Raw genomic sequence first — 23,011 nt, 5'->3', positions numbered from 1 at the left:
AGGATGTGCAAGGGCAAATTGGTCCAGGATTAGCTTACTCATCAAAGGCTCCGGGTCGGTTCAAAAAAGTCCGTCCAGCAAGGCCGCAGCCGTTTTTACGCGCGGAGCGTACGCGTAGTACGTGAGCACGGGAAAATGGCGAGAACGCCGCTGGCGGCTTTTTTCAACAGACCCTTTATCTGTTTTATTTGTGTTGACAGGCTCCTGCCTATTTTTAAGCCTCACGCAATTTTTTCTACTCCCTACAAAACCTCCACCAACATTCCGAAGCCGGCAGTGAACCCGCTACAACAGTCCTCAATGCGCATCAAGAGTCTTTCCCGAAGGTCCGACAAAGGATATGGGAAAACCTCCATCCTAGGGGACCACTCCGTTGATCGATGACTTATGGGGTACCAAGGCTTTTCGAATAATCTGTGACTCGAAACTAGTCGTCTTCAGATTCATATCATGAATGAAGATCGTCACATGACACATCTGCGCTGCACGCCTGCGACGCTTGAAGCCGGGACAGACACCAGGGTGGGGAAATCTGGTGTCCCCAAGAAACGGAAGCTCAGCCCACCCCAAGAATCCCCCACCGCCAGATTGACCGGAACCTTTATTGCCTTAGAGCCACGGATCCTGTTTGATGGGGCCGCCCTTGCCACGGGAGCGGAAGTCGTTCAAGACACCACCGCGCAGGATCAACCGGGGGTTCCCGGCATTGAGAGCGAAACATCCACGGATTCGACTCATACGAATTCTTCCGACGAGGAGGCTTTCTGGTCCTCTCGCCTTTCCCTCTCTGCGTCTTCCGACCGTAAAGAAATCGTCTTTATCGATACCCGTGTCGAAAATTACCAGACGCTCATGGACGGGATCGATCCGGCCGCGGAAGTTATTCTTCTGGATACGAGACGGGACGGAATCGACCAAATTGCGGAAGCGCTTGAGGGCCGCAGTGCTGTAGATGCCATTCATCTCATTGGGGAAGGCACCGAAGCGGAACTCCATTTGGGCACGGCCTTTCTCACCAACGATTCGATACACGGGCCATATGCCGAACTGTTCGGTCAAATAGGGCAGAGTCTGTCTGACGATGCCGACCTGTTGATCTACGGATGTAACTTTGGGCGTGGACCCGGCGGTCTATCCGCTATCCAGGCGCTAGCCGATCTCACGGGAGCGGATATTGCGGCGAGCACGGATCGCACCGGGCACGTCAGCGAATATGCCAACTGGAATTTGGAAGTCTCTACCGGCCTTATTGAAACATCTGTCATCATGAATGCCGTGACCCAGGCGGCATGGGAAGGCGTGTTGGCGACCTACACAGTGACCAATACCAATGATGCGGGGGCAGGGTCGTTGCGTCAAGCGATCACTGATGCGAATGCCAATGCTGGAACCGACAGCATTGCCTTTGCCATCCCTACGGGCGATGCCGGTTATGACGCGGGCCGTGGTGTGTTCACGATCACGGTCACGTCGCTACTTCCGGCAATCACCGATGCGCTGACGATCGACGGGAGCACGCAGGCGGTCAATATTGGGAACACCAATACCGGCCTGCTCGGAGCCGGAGGCACCGTCGGTGTCGATGCGCTGACGCTGTCGCAGGTCGCGCGGCCGGAGATCGAGATTGTTGACGGCGCCGGCCTTACCACCGGCCTGGCCCTCAACGCCAGCAACGTGACGATCCGTAGCGTGGCGATCTACGGTTTTGGTAGCACCTCGAGCAACGGCAACATCACCATCGGCAGCACCGCGGCCAACGCGCTGATCGAAGACAACATCATCGGCGCCGACGCGAGCACCTTTAGCGCGCCGGCGCCGGGAGCCAAGACCGAAGGCTCCAATATTTACTCGGCCGGTGGAGACAACGGCATCATTCGCAACAACCTGATCGGCTTCGCAACCGAATCGGGTATCAACCTGCTCAGCGGCTCGAACAACTGGCTGATCACGGGTAATGAATTACGCGGCAACGCCTTCGGCAGCAGCAACATGCGCGCCGATGCGATTGCCACCAATAGCAACAGCATCGGGCAGACGGTCCAGGGCAACTTGATTGTCGCCAATGCCGGGCCGGCGTTGGACCTCATCACCGCTACCGGATCGCTGGTCGACAATAACACGGTCAGCAATAACGGCAGTGCGAGCAACGAATCAGCCGGCATTCGCGCCCGCTCATCGAACCTGACGATCAGTAAGAACATCAGCAGCGGTAATGCTGGCGCGGGCGTGATGATTCGGTCCGGCTCGTCAACGGGCAATCTGATCACGCAGAATTCGATCTACGGCAATGGCACGGGCCCCGGAGGGGGGATCGGTATCGATCTCCTGCCGGCGGGCGACCCGGGCGACTTGGGCACCGCGCCTTTCGTGACCCCCAATGATGCCGGCGACGCCGACACCGGCGGCAACAATCTGATGAACTTTCCCGTGATCTACAGCGTGCAGGTCTCGGGTACGACGGTCACGGTCACTGGGGAGGCAGGGGCAGGCGCGACTGTCGAGTTCTTCAAATCGGCGCCGAACGTGAGCGGCTACGGCGAAGGTGAGACCTATCTGGACTCCGGCCTTGTGAGCGGATCGACGCCGGGCAGCGTCGATGCCTCGGCGCGGCAGTTCAGTTTCAGCTTCTCGACCAGCCTGCTCGCAGCCGGCGACCGTTTGACGGCAACGGCTAACGATGCATCGAACAACACCTCGGAATTCTCCGCAAATGTCGTGGTTAACCATGCGCCGATCGCTGCAGATGATCGTTCCGGCCTCACATTCGATGGTGTGGATGATTATGTTCAGCTGGGTAATGACGTCAGCTTGGAAATGAGCAATACCATGACGATGGAGGCGTGGTTCCGGCCAACAAGTTTCCCGACCAGCAGTAGTGCGCTCATTATTAATAAGGAAGGGGAATATGAAGTAGGAATATTTCCTGATGGAAGCATTCGTTGGGCCCTTGCCAACACGGACCCTGGATGGAGTTGGTATGACACAGGTTATGTGGTGCCTCTCAATGAATGGACGCATGTCGCCATTACCTACAGCAGCGGCACTGTGATTACCTATGTCAATGGATCACCTGTCGATACCTATAACGGCTCCGGGTCCATTGGCGATGCTCACCCCACACTCGACGATCTTCGTATCGGTGGTCGTTCGAATAATCCAACAGGGCAGTATTTCGAGGGATCGATTAGTGAGGTGCGAATTTGGAATGTCGCGAGGACCGGGGTGGAAATTGCCACCAACTATAATCAGTGGCTCACCGGTGCTGAAACGGGGCTCGTGGGTAACTGGCGGTTGACAGAAGGTGTAGGAACCGTTGCGACAGATATTTCACCCTCAAGTAACAACGGAGCGTTGGGTGGAGGCACGCCCTTTCAGGAGCCGACATGGGTTGGCTATGCCACAAACGGTGACTCACCTCTTAATATCCCGATGGCTGGGGTGCTTACCAATGATATCGATGTTGATAGTGATCCATTTGTGGTAAGTGAGGTCAATGGTAATGCCGCAAATATCGGAAATCCCATTTCCCTTGCGTCCGGAGCGTTGGTCACCCTCAACGCCGATGGCAGTTTCAACTACGATCCCAATGGACAGTTCGACAATTTGGATAGTGGGCAGCAAACGTTTGACCAATTTGCCTATACAATTGACGACGGCAACGGAGGCACAGATACAGGGACGGTCTACGTCACGATTAACGGCGTCAATGACGCGCCGGTCCTCGCCCCGGCTGCGCCAAGTCTCACCACCATTGCGGAAGATGACACGGGTAATAGCGGCGACCTCATCTCGAATATTGTGGGGGCCTCCATCGCAGATGTGGACAGTGGGGCGGTGGAAGGTATTGCCATCACGGGGCTGAACAGTGGCACCGGCACGTGGGAGTACAACACGGGTAGCGGGTGGACGCCCGTGGGAGCGGTCAGTAATGGGTCGGCGTTGTTGTTGCGGGCCACCGACAGCGTGCGCTTTGTGCCGAATGGCTTGAATGCCGACAGTGCGACGGTGACCTACCGGGCGTGGGATCAGACGAGCGGGACGGAAGGCACGAAGGTGGATGTCTCGACCAACGGCGGCACGACGGCCTACTCGACGGCGACGGATACGGCGACGGTCACGGTGACGGGGGTCAATGATGCGCCAGTCATCACCAGTAATGGTGGCGGCCCCACAGCAGCGGTGAATGTAGCGGAGAATCAAACGAGTGTGACCACCGTGAGGGCCACCGATGTGGATGTTCCGGCGGACACCCTGACCTATAGCATCATCGGCGGCGCGGATGCGGGGCTATTCAGCCTGAATCCGACCAGCGGGGTGTTGACGTTCACGGGCGCCCCCGACTTTGAGACGCCCGCCGATGCTGACGCGAATAATATCTATGAGGTCACCGTGCAGGTGAGTGACGGCAATGGGGGAGCGGATACACAAATGATGAGTATCACCGTCACAGATACGCTGGAAGGAGTTCTTCCCCTTCCCCTACAGCCTCTACCTCAGCCATATCCCATCCCCACCCCTGACCCTGGGCCCCACCCAATTTCGGAACCGCCTTCTGATATCGATTATTCGACCACGCGGACGCCTTCTTCCGAGTTTCCGGGTTTCTTCGATGGTCAACCCCCACTGGGACGGGATCTTTCACGTAGGCCCGGCCCTCAGCCGGTTCGGGATTGGAGCAGGGTTTTGGATGTCGCCCCCTTCCTGCGCCCAGCGGTTTCCGGGACCACCACAGAACAAATTCGTTCGTATGCTCCGGCCCCGGTGCTGATTTCACACATCGAACTGGGTCGTGAATTTCTTCAACAGTTAAACGCGTTTTCCCAAGATTTACAAGAGACCACACAGCAAGCCATTGATGAGCGGTCCTTTTTCATCACCATGATGGAATACACCGGGCTCGGCGTATCGGGAGTCCTTTTAGCCTGGCTGGTGAGAAGTGGCACGCTGTTGGCGAGCGTGTTGGCTTCCCTCCCGGCTTGGCGCAATTTTGACCCCATTGCGATATTGGATATGGATAAACAGGGTCGGGAGAGTTGGACAAAAAGGATGAAAGAAGCCTCACAAAAGGAGGCCGGAGAGTATCAAGGCTTAGATCAGATGTTGGATCCGGAGGTTGGTACATCTTCTACGCCTTCCATTTCTCCCCGCTTACGACCTTCAAGAAACGACTGACGCCCACCTGTTGGATGAGTCTGGGGTTGGTTTTCCTACCCCACGTATTCTCTTGAGATGTGGGAGTCCCCATGGGTCTGACGACAGGCTGGAGAGGGCGGTTGTCTGACGTCCCTCTTTTCCGGAACAACGTGTGAAAAAGGGAGAAGAGGTTACCAGACACCACGGTCTCGACGGTTGCCTTTCCGGCGGTCCCGGCCTCGTCGGTCTCGTTTTGGCTCCGGACCGTCTTCGGAAAAGTACCCGAGCAGGTGTTCGCTCAGTTTGACAAACTGCATGGCAGGGACGCTTTCGGGGTTGAAGCAGACGATCGGCAATTTTTTAATGCCGGCGGTATAACATAACTCCGAGGCTGTGGGGATGACGACCGGGATTTCATAGCCGATTTCTTCCTGGATACTCTGGACCCCGTCAGCTAATGGAATACCCGAGCGATTCACGAGGGTGACAAACACGGGAGTTTCGCAGTGGCTTCGGATAAACGCTAATTGGTTTTTCGCTAAATTCATACCAATGGCATCGCTCTCCATCACGAGATCCAGGATCTGACATTGACCGAGAAAACATATGGATGGAAAAGAGGGTTCCAACGGAAAATCAAGTATCAGATAATCTGCGAGTCCTTTGAGTTCCCGGAATAATACGGTCAGGAATTCCGTGGAGACTTGAGCCCCCACTTCTTGATCCCAAATGGGTACACAGAGGACTTGCAGTCCTGTCGAATGTTGCATGAGCAGTTGGCTCACCACCGCTTCATTCATGTCTGTTAACGTGGTCGCTGCATTGCGCAAAGGCGATTGGTGTGGCATGTGAAGGAGCCGCGTGGCCGTTCCCAAATGGGGGCTCAGCTCGACATAGATGACGCGATGGCCTCCATGAACAAGGGTCATGGCGACATTGAGTGCTACCGTGGTCGTTCCGACTCCTCCCTTGGCACCGGCAAAGCCGATCACATGGCAGGGTGATGGTGGCTCGCTTGTATCGGCCGTATCGACGCCGGCCGCTTGGAGTATAGTTTCCTGTCCTTTCAATCGCTGAAACGCTTGCACGGTTTTTTGAATCTCCATCCTCATGTCCCTCTCTATGGTAGGTTTCGGAATGTCTTTGGTTTGTCACCCGGTCAACGGGTCCGTCGTGGCTTGGTGTGGTGGTGAGATGTCTGAACCTTTCCCCGGTGATGTGAGGGGTGTGCCTTTGTATCGGAAAAAGCGTGAATGCTCTTAAGGAGAAAAGTATGCAATGGCAAGCCGGTTCCCCATGCCTCACAGAGAGACTGAAAAGACTGATCGATACCTGAATGGCGTGGTATTCAACACCATTTCCCGCAACCCAACTTGCAGGATGTTTTCGATACGTGACAGAACATCCACCAACATGCAGTAGCCGGAAAATAACCCCCTAAAACCCTTCTTAATCCGCATCAAGAGTCATTCCCCAAGGTCCGACAAAAGATATAGAAACGTCTCCTTTTTTGAGGGGATGAATCTGTTAATCGATGACCTATGGAGTATCAAGGCTTTTTCAACAATGTGTGACCGGAATTTATTCGTCTCCAGTATTCTTTCATGATTAAAGATCGTCATATGAAATCCATGCACTGCAAGCCCGCGACGCTCCAGGCCGGGAAGGACCCTAAGGTGGTGAAACCTGGCGCGAAGAAGAAGCGGAAGCCCACCCCACCCCAAGAACCGGATACAGCCAGATTGACCGGAACCTGTATCGCCCTGGAGCCACGGATCCTATTCGATGGAGCCGCCCTCGCCACGGGAGCGGAAGTCGTTCAAGACACCACCACGCAAGATCAACCGGGCGTTCCCGAAGTCAATGGTGAGACAAGTACGGATTCCAACACTCACGATACTTCCGACAATGACGCCCTCTGGTCCTCCGGTCTTTCCCTCTCCACGTCTTCGGACCGCAAAGAGATCGTCTTCATCGATACGCGTGTTGAAAATTATCAGACGCTTATGGACGGGATCGATCCGGCCGCGGAAGTTATTCTTCTGGATGCGAGACGGGACGGGATCGAACAGATTGCGGAAGCCCTCAAGGATCGGAGCGATATCGACGCCATTCATCTCATCGGGGAAGGCACCGAGGCCGAGATGCATTTGGGTACGGCCTTTCTCACGAACGATTCGATCAGCAATCACTATGCGGCGCTGCTCAGTCAGATTGGACAGAGTCTGTCTGCCGACGCCGATCTGTTGATCTACGGCTGTAACTTCGGGCGTGGAGCAGGCGGCCTCTCGGCTATCCAGGCCTTAGCGGATCTCACAAGAGCGGATATCGCCGCCAGCACGGACCGCACCGGGCACGTGAGCGAATATGCCAACTGGCAACTGGAAATTTCCACCGGCTTCATTGAGTCGTCCATTGTGATCGGCCAGGCCACGCAAGACGTATGGGAAGGGGTGCTGGCCACGTATACCGTGACCAATACCAATGATTCCGGGGCAGGGTCGTTCAGACAAGCCATTCTCGATGCCAATGCCAATGCCGGGAGTGACACCATTAATTTCAGCATTGCCGGTGCGGGCCCACACGTCATCACTCTCACTGGGAGTGAGCTGGATCCCATTACTGGCCCGGTGCTCATTGATGGCTGGAGCGAACCCGATTTCGCGGGTACGCCGGTCATTCGAATAGACGGGTCTTCACTGGGGGGGCCGAGCAGAGATGGCCTCTCTTTTACCGGGACCAGCGACGGCAGTACGGTCCGAGGATTGATGATCACGGGATTTTCTCGAGACGGGATCCTTATTCAGTCGGGTGCGGACAATATCACCGTGGTTGGGAATTGGATCGGTACAACCGGGACCGGTTCGACCGGCGTAGGAAATGGAGATGATGGGATTGAAATTGCTGGTTCCAACGCCATCATCGGCGGTACCGGGGCTAATGACCGTAACGTCATCACCAACAGTGGAGACGAAGGAATCACCATCGTGGGTTCAGGAGTCACCGGACATCTCATCCAAGGGAATTACATCGGTCTTGATCCTGACGGATCAACCGGAGGGGGCAATACCGATGTCGGGATCGCCATTATAACGGGGTCCGGCAATACGATTGGCGGCACCACAGCGGCTGCCAGAAATGTCATTTCAAAAAATTTCGAAGGGATCGAAATCAACACGAATAATAACATTGTGCAGGGAAACTACATCGGGACGGATGCGGGCGGCACGTTGAACCGAGGGAATCGCTCAGACGATGGAGTGGAAGTCCAGGGCAGTGCGACCGGCAACCTGATCGGCGGGACGGCAGCAGGAGCCGGCAACCTCATCGCCTTCAACGCATTGGATGGGGTGAATATCGTTAACGGAAGTAGTAATGCGGTACTTGGGAATCGAATTCATTCAAACAGTAACTTGGGCATTGACCTGGGTACGAGCGGAGTCACCGCTAACGATGCGGGTGATCCGGACACCGGCGCCAACAACTTGCAAAATTTTCCCGTGCTCACTTCTGCCAACTCTAATACGAGCGGCACGACGATTGTCGGTACACTCAACACCAATGCCAGTCTCGCCTATCGTATCGAATTTTTTGCCAATCGCCCTTCCGTTGCGGACGCCTCTAATGGTGAAGGTGAGCGCTACCTGGGCTTCACGACCGTCACGACTGATGGATCCGGTAATGCGAGCTTCAACGTAACCCTGAATAGCGTCTGGATAAACGCGGGTGATCGCGTCACGGCAACGGCCACGCGTGATCTCGGCGGCGGCAACTACGGCGATACCTCGGAGTTCGCGGCCAACGCCACCGCAACCTCTACCGGCATAGTGGTCGTCGATACGACGAGCGATGTCAGCGACGGCACGACGACGAGCATCACTAATCTGGGTAACGCGCGTGGCGCCGACGGCCGCATCTCATTAAGGGAGGCCGTTGCGGCAACCAATGCGACAGGCGGGACCGATACTATTGTGTTCAATATACCCGCTGCGCTGACGGGGGGTGCCCATACGATTATCGTCAGCTCGGCTCTGCCATCAATCACGGAGGCCGTCATCATCGATGGCACCACCGAGCCGGATTTTGGGACCACACCCATCATTGAGATAGACGGCACCAGCGCAGGTGCCGGGTCAAACGGATTAGTGATCAGTGGGACTGGGGGCGGTTCGACTCTCCGTGGGCTGGTCATTCAAAATTTTGTTCAGAACGGCATCCTCCTCCAAGGGGGGAATAACCTGATTGCGGGAAATTACATTGGCCTCGACGCCGACGGCACGACGACGAGGGGAAATAATACGTCCGGCACGGGTATTCAAGGCGGTATTCGAATTGAATCAGCCAATAATACCATCGGTGGTCTTGTTGCCGCTGATCGCAATGTAATATCCGGAAACATATTCAGCGGAATTGCGCTTGCCGGTGCCGGTGCCACAGGAAATCAAATCCGGGGAAACTATATCGGGACCGACGCCGGAGGAACCCTTGATCGTGGGAATACGCAGGAAGGGATTGAGATCGACAATGCCGACGGAAATACCATTGGAGGTTCCGCCGCCGGCGCACAAAATGTGATCTCAGGCAATGACAGCGATGGGATCGAAATCGACAACGGCGACAACAACATCATTCAAGGAAACTATATCGGGACGGACTATACGGGCACACTCGACCTTGGGAACAGCCGTGATGGCATCGATCTCAATGAAGATACGGGAGACGGGGCTACTGGCAATCTTATTGGTGGGACAGGTGCGAACGAAGGGAACTTGATTTTCGGAAACGACCTGCATGGGATTGAGGTACGCGATGCTCCTACTACTGGAAATGCGATCCTGGGGAACCGGATTTATGGAAACACTCTCCGGGGAATTAATCTCGAGGGAGGCACAGAAGACGGTTTCGGCGTAACCGCCAATGACGCAGGGGACGGAGATGCCGGCGCTAACGACCTACAGAATTTTCCGGTGCTCACGACGGCTGATGTGGACTCACCCACGCAGGTCACCATTGACGGAACATTCAATAGTACAGCTAGTAGCACCTTTCGGATCGAATTTTATAAAAACACCATTGCTACCGGGCAAGATCCTTCCAGTCACGGAGAAGGACAAACCTATCTCGGCTTTACGAGCGTCACGACAGACGGAAGTGGAAACGGGACGTTCAACACCACCCTTACAGCTTCGGTTACCGCCGGTGAGTTTGTGACCGCTACTGCCACGAGAGATCTTGGCGGCGGCAACTATGGTTCAACCTCCGAATTCGCGCTTAACGCGACAGCCACCGCGGTCAATGACATCCCGGTCATTGCCAACCTGGGGGGCGACACGTTGGCCTACACCGAAGGCGACGGCGCGCAAGTCATCGACCAGAGTGGCAATGCGGCGGTGAGTGATGTGGACTCGGCGGACTTTGACACGGGGACGTTGACGGTCTCCTTCCAAGCGGGCAGTGATGCGGCCGAGGATGTCTTGGCCATCCGCGATCAGGGGGCGGGCCCCACCAATATCACCGTGGCGGGCAGTGCGGTCAGTTATGGCGGCACGCAAATCGGCACCTTTACGGGGGGCAGTGGCGGGACCGACCTGGTCATCACGCTCGATGCCAATGCCGATTCGGCGGCGGTGAGTGCGTTGGTGCAGAACATCACCTATGAGAACACGGACACGGACAACCCGACCTTGGGCAGCCGCACGGTGCGCTATGTGCTGACCGATGGGGACGGGGGCACCAGTGCCAACTACGACACGACGGTGACGATCAGCAGCCAAAACGATGCGCCGGTGTTGACGCCGGCCAGCCCCACGCTCACCACCATCACGGAAGATGACACGACGAACAGCGGCGACCTGGTGTCGACCATCGTCGGCGCTTCGATCACCGATGTGGATTCGGGGGCGGTGGAGGGGATCGCGATTACGGGCCTCACGAGCGGCAACGGGACGTGGGAATATGACATCGGGGGCGGGTGGACAGCGGTGGGCGCGGTCAGTGATGTCTCAGCGTTGCTGCTGCGCAGCACCGATAGCTTACGGTTTGTGCCGGACGGGCAGAATGCGGACAGTGCGACGGTGACCTACCGGGCCTGGGATCAGACGAGCGGGACGGAAGGGACGAAGGTGGATGCGAGTACGAACGGGGGCACGACGGCCTTCTCGACCGCGACGGATACGGCCAGCATCACGGTGACGGCGGTCAATGACGCGCCGGTGTTGACGCCGGCGAGTCCCACGCTCACCACCATCACCGAAGATGACACGAGCAACAGCGGCGACCTGGTGTCGGCCATCGTGGGCAGCTCGATTGCCGATGTGGACAGTGGGGCGGTGGAAGGCATCGCCATCACGGGCCTCACCAGTGGCAACGGCACGTGGGAGTATGACATCGGAAGCGGCTGGACGGCGGTGGGGGCGGTCAGTGATGCGACGGCGCTCTTGCTCCGTAGTACCGATAGCTTACGGTTTGTGCCGGATGGGTTGAATGCGGACAGTGCGACGGTCACCTATCGGGCGTGGGATCAGACGAGCGGGACGGAAGGGACGAAGGTGGACGCGTCGACCAACGGCGGGACGACGGCCTTCTCGACGGCGACGGATACGGCGACGATCACGGTGACGGCGGTCAACGATGCCCCGGCTATCATCACTAACGGAGGGGGGCCCACTGCCGCCCTTACCCGGAGTGAAAATATTACTGCTGTGACGACAGTGACGGCCACAGATGTAGATGTGCCGGCAGACACGCTGCAATATAGCATCATTGGTGGAGCGGACATGGCTCTGTTTTCTATCGGGAGTGGCACTGGCGTCCTTGTCTTTAATGCCGCTCCGGACTTCGAGGCGCCCGGGGATGCCGACACGGACAATGTGTATGAAGTGACCGTGCAGGTCAGTGACGGGAACGGTGGATTCGACACGCAAGCCATCTCCGTTACCGTGGTCGATAACGTCGGCACTTTGACAGTCGATACGACCTCCGATACGGCCGATGGGGATACCTCCTCGATCGCAGCCTTGCTGGCGGATAAGGGGTTTGATGGGTTTATTTCTCTTCGAGAAGCCATTATTGCCACCAACAACACGGGTAATGATGGGGCGGCGGATCAAATCAATTTCAACATTGCGGGGGCCGGCCCGCATACGATCAGTCCGTCTTCAGCTTTAACCACCCTTACCGATGTCGTGGTGATTGACGGGTACACGCAGGCTGGTTCATCGGCCAATACGCTTGCGACTGGAAATGATGGTGTCTTGCAAATCGAACTGAATGGCACTGGTGCGGGTAGTGCAAACGGACTGACTCTTGGCTCGGGGAGCGCCGGCAGTACGATCAAGGGTTTGATTATCAATCGCTTCAGCCTCAGCGGTATTCAACTCAGTGGTGCCAACAATGTTGTGGTGGGCAACTGGATCGGTTTGGATAATACCGGGGCGGTTGACCAGGGGAACGCCATAGATGGTATTACGATCACCGCGAATAATAATACCATTGGCAGTGCCGCCGCTGCAGACCGCAACGTGATCTCCGGGAATAATGACGAGGGTGTGGATGTTGATCCTGGCATTTCCGGGACAGTCATCCAAGGAAACTATATTGGCACCAATATTTCAGGCACTGCGGCTGTCGGCAATGGACAGGTCGGTGTGGGGCCCTGGGGAGGAATTATTGTAGACGGGAGTAACAACACGATTGGAGGCTCAAATACGGGGGAGGGGAACCTCATTTCCGGCAATAATCAATGGGGTGTGTGGATCATCGGGACGGGAAATCGCGTGCTGGGTAACAAAATCGGCACCGATGCCGCGGGAACTGTTGCCTTGGGAAATGTCGGCGATGGTATTCAGATCGCCACCTCGAGTAACAAGGTGGGTGGGGTGAATGCCGGCGAAGGCAATCTCATCGCACACAACACCAATAATGGTGTGAATGTCACCGGAGGGACGAACAATAGTATTCTTGGTAACCAGATTCATTCAAATACCGGTTTGGGCATTGAGTTAGGAAGTACCGGAGTTACTGTCAACGACGCGGGTGATGCCGATGCGGGTGCCAACGACCTGCAGAATTTTCCTGTGCTGGCTACCGCCGATGTGGATTCGCCGACCCAGGTCACTATAGACGGGACCTTCAATAGTACGGCCAGTTCCTCGTTCCGGGTTGAGTTTTTCAAGAATACCACTGCGACCGGCGAAGATCCTTCCGGTCACGGAGAAGGCCAAACCTATCTTGGTTTTACGAGCGTCACGACGGATGGCAGCGGCAATGGGAGTTTTAATCTCACTTTGAACGCTTCGGTAACAACAGGTGAGTTTGTGACGGCCACCGCCACAGAAGATTTGGGAGGCGGTAACTATGGTTCAACCTCGGAATTTTCGCTTAACACGACTGCGGTTGCGGAAAACGATGCCCCGGTGCTGACACCGTCGAGTCCCACGCTCACGACCATCACGGAGGATGACACGAGCAATAGCGGCCATTTGGTGTCGGCGATCGTCGGCGCGAGTATCACGGATGTGGACACAGGGGCGGTGGAGGGCATCGCCATCACCGCCCTCACGAGTGGCAACGGCACGTGGGAGTACGACATCGGGGGTGGGTGGACGGCGGTGGGGGCGGTCAGTGATGACGACGGCCTTCTCGACGGCGACGGATACGGCGACGATCACGGTGACGGCGGTCAATGACGCGCCGGTGTTGACGCCGGCGAGTCCCACGCTCACCACCATCACCGAAGATGACACGAGCAACAGCGGCGACCTGGTGTCGGCCATCGTGGGCAGTTCGATTGCCGATGTGGACACGGGGGCGCTCGAGGGCATCGCGATCACGGGCCTGACGAGTGGCAACGGCACGTGGGAGTATGACATCGGGAGCGGCTGGACGGCGGTGGGGGCGGTCAGTGATGTGACGGCCTTGCTCTTGCGCAGCACCGATAGTCTCCGGTTTGTCCCGGACGGGCAGAATGCCGACAGTGCGACGGTGACCTACCGGGCGTGGGATCAGACGAGCGGGACAGAAGGCACAAAGGTGGATGCGTCGACCAATGGCGGGACGACGGCCTTTAGCACCGCGACGGATACGGCCAGTATCACGGTGACGGCGGTCAACGATGCGCCGGTGCTGACGCCGGCGAGTCCCACGCTGACGACGATCACCGAAGATCAGACCAATAATAGCGGCGACCTGGTGTCGGCCATTGTGGGCAGTTCGATTGCCGATGTGGACACGGGGGCGCTCGAGGGCATCGCGATCACCGCCCTCACGAGTGGCAACGGCACGTGGGAGTATGACATCGGGAGCGGCTGGACGGCGGTGGGGGCGGTCAGTGATGTGACGGCCTTGCTCTTGCGCAGCACCGATAGTCTCCGGTTTGTGCCGGATGGGCAGAATGCCGACAGTGCGACGGTGACCTACCGGGCGTGGGATCAGACGAGCGGGACAGAAGGCACAAAGGTGGATGCGTCGACCAATGGCGGGACGACGGCCTTTAGCACCGCGACGGATACGGCCAGCATCACGGTGACGGCCGTCAACGATGCGCCGGTGGTGACGCCGGCGGCGCCGACCTTCACGACGATCACGGAAGATGACACGAGCAACAGCGGCCATCTGGTGTCAGCGATCGTGGGGGCGAGTATCACGGATGTGGACACGGGGGCGGTGGAGGGCATCGCGATTACCGGCCTCACGAGTGGCAACGGGACGTGGGAGTATGACATCGGGAGCGGCTGGACGGCGGTGGGGGCGGTCAGTGATGCCTCGGCATTACTGCTCCGGGCGACCGACAGTTTGCGCTTTGTGCCGGACGGGCAGAATGCTGACAGTGCGACCGTGACGTACCGGGCGTGGGATCAGACGAGCGGGACGGAAGGGACGAAGGTGGATGCCTCGACGAACGGGGGGACGACCGCGTTTAGTACCGCGACGGATACGGCCAGTATCACGGTGACAGCGGTGAACGATGCGCCGGTGCTGACGCCGGCCAGTCCCACGCTGACGACCATCACGGAGGATGACACGAGCAATAGTGGCGACCTGGTGTCAGCGATCGTGGGGGCGAGTATCACGGATGTGGACACAGGGGCGGTGGAGGGCATCGCCATCACCGCCCTCACGAGTGGCAACGGCACGTGGGAGTACGACATCGGGGGTGGGTGGACGGCGGTGGGGGCGGTCAGTGATGCCTCGGCGCTCTTGCTCCGTAGCACGGATAGTCTGCGGTTTGTCCCGGATGGGCAGAATGCGGACAGTGCGACGGTGACCTACCGGGCGTGGGATCAGACGAGCGGGACGGAAGGGACGAAGGTGGATGCCTCGACCAACGGGGGCACGACGGCCTTCTCGACCGCGACGGATACGGCCACGATTACGGTGACGGCGGTCAATGACGCGCCGGTGTTGACGCCGGCGAGTCCCACGCTCACCACCATCACCGAAGATGACACGAGCAACAGCGGCGACCTGGTGTCGGCCATCGTGGGCAGCTCGATTGCCGATGTGGACAGTGGGGCGGTGGAAGGCATCGCCATCACGGGCCTCACGAGCGGCAACGGGACGTGGGAGTACGACATCGGGGGCGGCTGGACGGCGGTGGGGGCGGTCAGTGATGCCTCGGCCCTCTTACTGCGTAGTACCGATAGCTTACGGTTTGTGCCGGATGGGTTGAATGCGGACAGTGCGACGGTGACCTACCGGGCCTGGGATCAGACGAGCGGGACGGAAGGCACGAAGGTGGATGCGAGTACGAACGGGGGCACGACGGCCTTCTCGACGGCGACGGATACGGCCAGCATCACGGTGACAGCGGTGAACGATGCGCCGGTGGTGACCCCGGCGGCGCCGACCCTCACGACCATCACGGAAGATGAGACCAGCAACAGCGGCCATCTGGTGTCAGCGATCGTGGGGGCGAGTATCACGGATGTGGACACGGGGGCGGTCGAGGGCATCGCCATCACGGGCCTCACGAGTGGCAACGGCACATGGCAGTATGACATCGGGAGCGGCTGGACGGCGGTGGGCGCGGTCAGTGATGCCTCGGCCCTGCTCTTGCGCAGCACCGATAGTCTGCGGTTTGTGCCGGACGGGCAGAATGCGGACAGTGCGACGGTGACCTACCGGGCGTGGGATCAGACGAGCGGGACAGAAGGAACAAAGGTGGATGCGTCGACCAATGGCGGGACGACGGCCTTCTCGACGGCGACGGATACGGCCAGTATCACGGTGACGGCGGTCAACGATGCCCCGGTGCTGACACCGGCGGCGCCGACCCTCACGACCATCACCGAAGATCAGACCAATAACAGTGGTGACCTGGTGTCGGCGATCGTGGGGGCGAGTATCACGGATGTGGACACGGGGGCGGTGGAGGGCATCGCGATCACGGGCCTGACGAGTGGCAACGGCACGTGGGAGTACGACATCGGGGGCGGCTGGACGGCGGTGGGGGCGGTCAGTGATGCCTCGGCGCTCTTGCTCCGTAGCACGGATAGTCTGCGGTTTGTGCCGGACGGCTTGAATGCGGACAGTGCGACGGTGACCTACCGGGCGTGGGATCAGACCAGCGGGACGGAAGGGACGAAGGTGGATGCGAGTACGAACGGGGGGACGACAGCCTTTAGCACCGCGACGGATACGGCCAGCATCACGGTGACGGCGGTCAACGATGCGCCGGTGGTGACACCGGCGGCGCCGACTCTCACGACCATCACGGAAGATGAGACCAGCAACAGCGGCCATCTGGTGTCAGCGATCGTGGGGAGTTCGATTGCCGATGTGGACACGGGGGCGGTGGAGGGCATCGCGATCACGGGTCTCACGAGTGGCAACGGCACGTGGGAGTACGACATCGGGGGCGGGTGGACGGCGGTGGGGGCGGTCAGTGATGCCTCGGCGCTCTTGCTCCGTAGCACGGATAGTCTCCGGTTTGTGCCGGACGGGCAGAATGCGGACAGTGCGACGGTGACCTACCGGGCGTGGGATCAGACCAGCGGGACGGAAGGCACGAAGGTAGATGCGAGTACGAACGGGGGGACGACGGCCTTCTCGACGGCGACGGATACGGCGAGCATCACGGTGACGGCGGTCAACGATGCCCCGGTGGTGACGCCGGCGGCGCCGAGTCTCACGACCATCACGGAAGATCAGACCAATAATAGCGGCGACCTGGTGTCGGCCATTGTGGGCAGTTCGATTGCCGATGTGGACACGGGGGCGGTGGAGGGTATCGCGATCACGGGTCTCACGAGTGGCAACGGGACGTGGGAGTATGACATCGGGAGCGGCTGGACGGCGGTGGGGGCGGTCAGTGATGCCTCGGCATTACTGATCCGGGCGACCGACAGTCTGCGCTTTGTGCCGGATGGCTTGAATGCGGACAGTGCGACGGTGACGTACCGGGCGTGGGATCAGACGAGCGGGACAGAAGGCACGAAGGTGGATGTCTCGAGCAATGGGGGCACGACGGCCTTCTCGACGGCGACGGATACGGCGACGATTACGGTGACGGCGGTCAATGATGCCCCAGTGCTGACGCCGGCCAGTCCCACGCTCACCACCATCACCGAAGATCAGACCAATAATAGCGGCGACCTGGTCTCGGCCATCGTGGGGAGCTCCATTGCCGATGTGGACACGGGGGCGGTGGAGGGCATCGCCATCACGGGCCTCACCAGTGGCAATGGTACGTGGGAGTATGACATTGGCGGCGGGTGGACGGCGGTGGGGGCGGTCAGTGATGCCTCGGCCCTCCTGCTGAGGGCGACCGACAGTTTGCGGTTTGTGCCGGATGGGCAGAATGCGGACAGTGCGACGGTGACCTACCGGGCGTGGGATCAGACGAGCGGGACGGAAGGGACGAAGGTGGATGCCTCGACGAACGGGGGGACCACCGCGTTTAGTACCGCGACGGATACGGCCAGTATCACGGTGACAGCGGTGAACGATGCACCGGTCATCACCAGTAATGGTGGCGGTCCCACGGCTGCAGTGAATGCGGTGGAGAATCAAACGAGTGTCACCACGGTTACGGCCACTGATGTTGATTTACCGGCAGATACGCTGACCTTCACTATCATTGGCGGAGCGGATGCGAGTCTGTTTTCCATTAGCAGCGGTACGGGGGTCTTGGCCTTTAATACGGCTCACGACTTTGAATCACCAGCAGATGCTGATGGCAATAATGTCTATGAGGTGACCGTCCAGGTGAGTGATGGTAATGGCGGTGTGGATACGCAAGCCATCTCCGTGACGGTGACCGATGACAATGATGTGCCGATAATCACGAGTAATGGGGGCGGCCCCACGGCGGTAATGAATACGGCAGAGAATCAAACGTATGTTACGACGGTGACGGCCACGGATGTAGATATGCCGGCAAATCCGTTGACCTATACGATATTAGGCGGGGCGGATGCGGCGTTATTCACCATTGATCCGACCACCGGGGTGTTGACCTTCACCGTGCCCCCGGACTTTGAGACACCCACCGATGCCGATGCGAATAATATTTATGAGGTGGTGGTACAGGTGAGCGATGGTAACGGGGGTGTGGATTCTCAAATGATTCAGGTGACCGTCACAGATATCCAGGAAGGCATGCCCCAAACGCCCTCGCCGCAACCAGATCCCACGCCCACGCCTGCGCCAAGCCCTCGTCCAACTCCGGAGGCGCCGCTTGATACCAATACTTCGCCTCCAGGAACACCCCCGATCGGGTTTCCGGATTCATTCGGTGGTCAACCTCCAGCGGGACGGGATCTTACCCGACATCCTGATCCACAGTCAGTTCCTGACTGGAATAGGGTCTTGGAGGTCGCCCCATTTCTGCGTCCAGGCACTTTTGGAACCACCTCAGAACAAATTCGTGCCTATACTCCGGCCCCAGTGCTGCTTTCCAGCATCGAGCTGAGCCAGGAATTCCTTCAGCAGCTGAACTCTTTTGCCGATGATTTGAAAGAGACCACCCAACAAACCATTGAGGAACGGTCCTTTTTCATCAAGATGATGGAATACACGGGGCTGGGCGTATCGGGAGTCCTTCTGGCGTGGCTGGTGAGAAGTGGCACGCTCCTGGCGAGCGTATTGGCGACGCTCCCGGCCTGGCGGAACTTTGACCCTATTGCCATTCTGGATATGGATCAAAAGAGCCGGGAAAGTTTGACGAAGAAAATGAAGGAAGCCGCAGAGAAGGAGACCCGGGAGCATCACGGATTGGATCGGATGTTGGACAAGAATAGTGATCAATCGGTTCGCCCTTCCTCCACGTTTTCCTCCGGATCCTCATGAAACGACTGACACCCATCTTCTGGATGAGTCTGGGGCTGGTATCCCTGACCCTGAGTATTCTCTTGATCAGTGACCTGATGGTGGGTCTCATTCCGGACCAGGCTGCTCAAATCTTTACCTACCGGCAAAAGTTTAGCGAAGCGATGGCTGTCCAGTATTCCATCCTGGCGCAGAGGGGGGACAATCAGGACCTCCAGCAGGCTTTGGATCTCCTGGTCGAACGGAATGGGGATATCCAATCAGTGGCATTGGTCTTGGAAAGTGGTGAGATTATGGCCATGGCCGGGCCCCATCAGGCTCTCTGGACGCAACCATCAGGGGACCATTCTACGCCCGAACACATTCAGATTCCCATTTTCAACGGGGACCTCCATTGGGGAACCTTACAACTCCGGTTTCCTTCTCTGGATACTGGATTTTGGACCCATGTGCTTAATAATGCCTGGGTGCGATTTCTTGCGCTGGTCATGGTCTACGGGTTTGTGGGCTATTTTCTGTATATGAAACGAACGTTGCGGCAACTCGATCCCAGTTCGGTGGTGCCCATGCGGGTGCAAGCCGCGTTTGATGTGTTGGCAGAGGGTGTGGTGTTCCTGGATGGTGAGGACCGTATTGTGCTCGCCAATCGCGCCTTTAGCCTCATTGTTGATGTGGCTCCTCACGACCTGATCGGGAAAACATTGGATAGTTTTGAATGGACGTCATCCGACATGGGTGACCCGCTGAACATTTACCCGTGGAAAACGGCGCGACAGGGAGAATGCTTGAAATTAGATGTCCCCCTGGTTTGGGAGAGGATGGGGAAAACGGTGAAGAAGTTTCGAGTCAATTGCACTCCCATCTTGGGTCAACGCAAGCAGGTCCGAGGCATTTTGGTATCTTTCAATGATGTGACGGTATTGGAAGGTACGATTCGGGAGTTGGAGTTATCAAAAACCGAATTAGAGAAACTGGCTCACCGAGATCCCTTGACGGGATGTTGCAACCGGCGAGCGTTATTTGAGGCGTTTGAAGAACAGTGGGAGAAGGCTCAACATGATGGGAGCGATATGGTCTGTATTATGGCGGATATCGACCATTTCAAATCGTATAACGATCGGTTTGGCCATGCGGTGGGGGATCAAGTGATTGAACTCGTGGCAAAATTGTTATCAACCGCTTTGCGTCCGTTGGATATTATTGGCCGGTATGGGGGAGAGGAATTTTGCATTCTCCTGCCTGGGCAGACGTGCGTGGAGGGTATGTTGGTGGCCGAACGGTTACGGGAAACCATTGAAGTTTCCGCCAGTGCGGCTATTCGCACGACGTCCGGGCAGAAAATTACGATGAGTTTTGGTGTGTCAGCCGCCGCCTTAGGAGCTTCTGATTATTTGGAATTGGTGGCCCAAGCCGACAAAGCCTTGTATGTGGCCAAAGAGAATGGGCGAAATCGGGTGGAACAGTGGACGGTTGATGAAGCGGTCGAAGCGTCAGCTCAAGATGAGAAATTGATGAGTCACTCAGTATCCTAGCGGGAGCTGGGGGTGGAGTCGCCTCCCGAACAGGGAGCTTTGAACCATGCTACCATCGGCGTTCTCGCCACCTGGTCGTGCTCGTATAGACCTCCCTATGCTTCATGAGTCCAAGCGGCTACGGCCTTACCGGACAAGTCTTTTTTAAACACTCCCTTATGTGAAGTCGTGCGCTGATGGAATAAAGCAGTTCGTACGACGTGTGGCGTATTTTCTTTTGAGCGTGTTCAGCAGATGGGCGTCTTCCTTCAGGAGATCTGCGGTTTCATGGCCTGATGCAACAAATCGGTGATCCATAATTTGAAAAATCGTTGCGCGGCTTGATGATATTCTGTCAGTTTGCCTACGAGTTCTGTCATTGCAAATTGTCCACTCACAAAGAAATCATGATCGATGAGATAGCCCATTTCTTGTACAGGTTGCGCGATCGGAACGAGTCCGTGTCGCACGCACACCAGGTCATCTCCTCCATTCAGTCCCATCATCACTTCAGTGTGCGTGGCTTTCATGGCTCCGGCCACCTCAGACCAGGCGAGATCTCCTGTCCATTTGTTCTGTAGCAGGTGATTCCAATCTTTGTTCGCAAGTCCAAGGGCGGACCTCCGGATGATATTTCTGAAACGTAACCCGATACGGGAGAGATACGGTGGGGGATATTCGTTCTCCATCGCATTCGTCGCTAACCGGATATGCGTCTGAAAGGTGTCCCAGCCTTCATAATGTCTGGCCACTACCGCAAGAGATCCCGGACTTAAGACCAGTTGCCAGCGCTGATCGGCACTGAGGAAATTATAGGATGCTTTATCTTGTGTCAGTGAAAAATTTGGAAAAAGATTTTTGACCCTTCTTTGAAAATTGACCGGCGGAGCGGAGGAGATTTGTAAATTTTGTGGAAAGGTCATTTGGAAGGTGACATCGAGTAACGGAGGCTTTTGGTACATAACCGACGGGTACGTTTTTGTGGTCATAGGACTCAGCCTTTTTTGAGTTGAGGGGACATTCCCGTGTCCGGATTTTCCGTTGAACCCGTTGACACTCCGGTCTCCCTTGTTTTTATGAGGCTCCAACGGGTTGGCGTGCTTCTTCCATAAGGAGTAACATGCCGGAAAGCTGTTTGCCTGCTTCCAGCATACATTCTTGGAGGCCTTCCTCATCCAGTCCTGTTAATTTCCACGATTCAGGAGCCACGAGATGGTGCCATTGGGCATGTCCCTGGGGTGATTGGAACCCTTCCGTGAGGGCGCCGGCCATATTGAGGAGCGCTGCTTCAAATCCGTGCTCGCTGGTCCCGGATGGATTGTTCTGATAGCGAATTGCGATCCCGAAATTCTTTGGCAGTTGCCATTCCTCAATGAGTGTCTGACCCACTTCGGTATAATCGAAGCCCAACAACTGTTGTTCCAATATATGAACGGGAGAGCCATCTTTGGCCGACTCTCGTAACGCCTCCTCAGACGGTTCGGGAAGTTGCTCATAGAGGAGGAGATGCCCGATATCTCTCAACAGGCCCTCTACAAACATCCGTTCACTATCCACCAGAAAACATTTTCTTGCTAACTCCCGTGCGACCAGTCCACTAAAGAAGCTGTTGGACCAAAAGACACTCATGCTCATGACGTGTTGATTGAGGCCTGAGAAGGTTTTGGTGACCGAGATGGCGAGCGTCAGATCATGGAGCGGTTGCATACCGAGGATTCCGACAGCCCGCGAAATGGTCTCGACTTTTCGCGGCATGGCATAAAATGCGCTATTCACTAATTTGAGGACGGCGACGGTCATGCCGGGATCAATGCTGATCGCCCTGGACAGATCCGCCATGGTGGACTCTGGATTATCGATGACCTTTTTGACCTGTAGATAGACTTCCGGCAGGGTAAAGAGTTTTGTGCAATTTTTTACCAATTCCTCGGCTGTTAGCATGGTGATCCCTTCTGGTGCAACTCTGGTGTTCAATAGCCTAAACGTCGACCATTTCTTATAATTCTCGGATATTTCCCTGAGGTACTTGAAATGAATCGATTTTAGCTTTTTGGGGTTGGCGGTTGGACCCCGGGCGGGGGTAATCGGTTGGTTTGTGG

7 protein-coding genes are annotated in these 23,011 nt (G+C 57.1%); 4 read left to right on the top strand and 3 right to left on the bottom strand.

Annotated features, from left to right (window positions below; all coding sequences use genetic code 11):
* Window positions 1–468 precede the first annotated feature (468 nt).
* Window positions 469–5,172: a DUF4347 domain-containing protein gene (locus tag PQG83_RS08875; protein ID WP_312748616.1), complete on the top strand. Its 4,704-nt coding sequence runs from the start codon at window positions 469–471 to the stop codon at window positions 5,170–5,172.
* Window positions 5,173–5,324: 152 nt separating this feature from the next.
* Here the strand turns inward: PQG83_RS08875 and PQG83_RS08870 are convergent, their stop codons facing one another.
* Window positions 5,325–6,239 (bottom strand): CpaE/TadZ family protein, encoded by a 915-nt coding sequence (locus PQG83_RS08870; protein ID WP_312748614.1) that lies wholly within the window; start codon window positions 6,237–6,239, stop codon window positions 5,325–5,327.
* A 516-nt stretch (window positions 6,240–6,755) separates the two neighbouring features.
* Between PQG83_RS08870 and PQG83_RS08865 the strand changes: the two genes are divergently transcribed.
* Genes PQG83_RS08865 through PQG83_RS08855 form a run of 3 tightly spaced genes read left to right on the top strand, consistent with a single transcriptional unit; the run spans window position 6,756 to window position 20,933 of the window.
* On the top strand, window positions 6,756–13,820 hold the full coding sequence (locus PQG83_RS08865; RefSeq protein WP_312748612.1) for a DUF4347 domain-containing protein: 7,065 nt from the start codon (window positions 6,756–6,758) through the stop codon (window positions 13,818–13,820).
* On the top strand, window positions 13,759–19,422 hold the full coding sequence (locus tag PQG83_RS08860) for a cadherin domain-containing protein (protein ID WP_312748610.1): 5,664 nt from the start codon (window positions 13,759–13,761) through the stop codon (window positions 19,420–19,422). Before PQG83_RS08865 ends, PQG83_RS08860 begins: the two co-directional genes overlap by 62 nt.
* Window positions 19,419–20,933, top strand: coding sequence for a GGDEF domain-containing protein (locus PQG83_RS08855; RefSeq protein ID WP_312748609.1), 1,515 nt, complete (start codon window positions 19,419–19,421; stop codon window positions 20,931–20,933). The genes PQG83_RS08860 and PQG83_RS08855 overlap by 4 nt, the downstream gene beginning before the upstream one ends.
* Before the next feature lie 248 nt (window positions 20,934–21,181).
* Here PQG83_RS08855 and PQG83_RS08850 read toward each other — a convergent pair whose 3' ends face one another.
* Window positions 21,182–21,901, bottom strand: coding sequence for a TIGR04255 family protein (locus PQG83_RS08850; protein WP_312748607.1), 720 nt, complete (start codon window positions 21,899–21,901; stop codon window positions 21,182–21,184).
* 85 nt (window positions 21,902–21,986) lie between these two features.
* Entirely contained in the window at window positions 21,987–22,853 is an 867-nt protein-coding gene (locus PQG83_RS08845; RefSeq protein ID WP_312748605.1) for an HDOD domain-containing protein, read from the bottom strand.
* Window positions 22,854–23,011: the final 158 nt, after the last annotated feature.

Source organism: Candidatus Nitrospira neomarina (genome assembly GCF_032051675.1).
In the GTDB taxonomy this organism is placed as follows: Bacteria; Nitrospirota; Nitrospiria; order Nitrospirales; family UBA8639; genus Nitrospira_E; species Nitrospira_E neomarina.
Note: the sequence above shows the minus strand (reverse complement) of the source record. Positions and strands in the feature narration are given on the sequence as shown.

What these genes read in the sequence shown, in the direction of transcription:
- PQG83_RS08875 (WP_312748616.1), top strand. Translation starts at nt 469, where the DNA reads ATGACACATCTGCGCTGCACGCCTGCGACGCTTGAAGCCGGGACAGAC.
- PQG83_RS08870 (WP_312748614.1), bottom strand. Translation starts at nt 6,239, where the DNA reads ATGGAGATTCAAAAAACCGTGCAAGCGTTTCAGCGATTGAAAGGACAG.
- PQG83_RS08865 (WP_312748612.1), top strand. Translation starts at nt 6,756, where the DNA reads ATGAAATCCATGCACTGCAAGCCCGCGACGCTCCAGGCCGGGAAGGAC.
- PQG83_RS08860 (WP_312748610.1), top strand. Translation starts at nt 13,759, where the DNA reads ATGACGACGGCCTTCTCGACGGCGACGGATACGGCGACGATCACGGTG.
- PQG83_RS08855 (WP_312748609.1), top strand. Translation starts at nt 19,419, where the DNA reads ATGAAACGACTGACACCCATCTTCTGGATGAGTCTGGGGCTGGTATCC.
- PQG83_RS08850 (WP_312748607.1), bottom strand. Translation starts at nt 21,901, where the DNA reads ATGACCACAAAAACGTACCCGTCGGTTATGTACCAAAAGCCTCCGTTA.
- PQG83_RS08845 (WP_312748605.1), bottom strand. Translation starts at nt 22,853, where the DNA reads ATGCTAACAGCCGAGGAATTGGTAAAAAATTGCACAAAACTCTTTACC.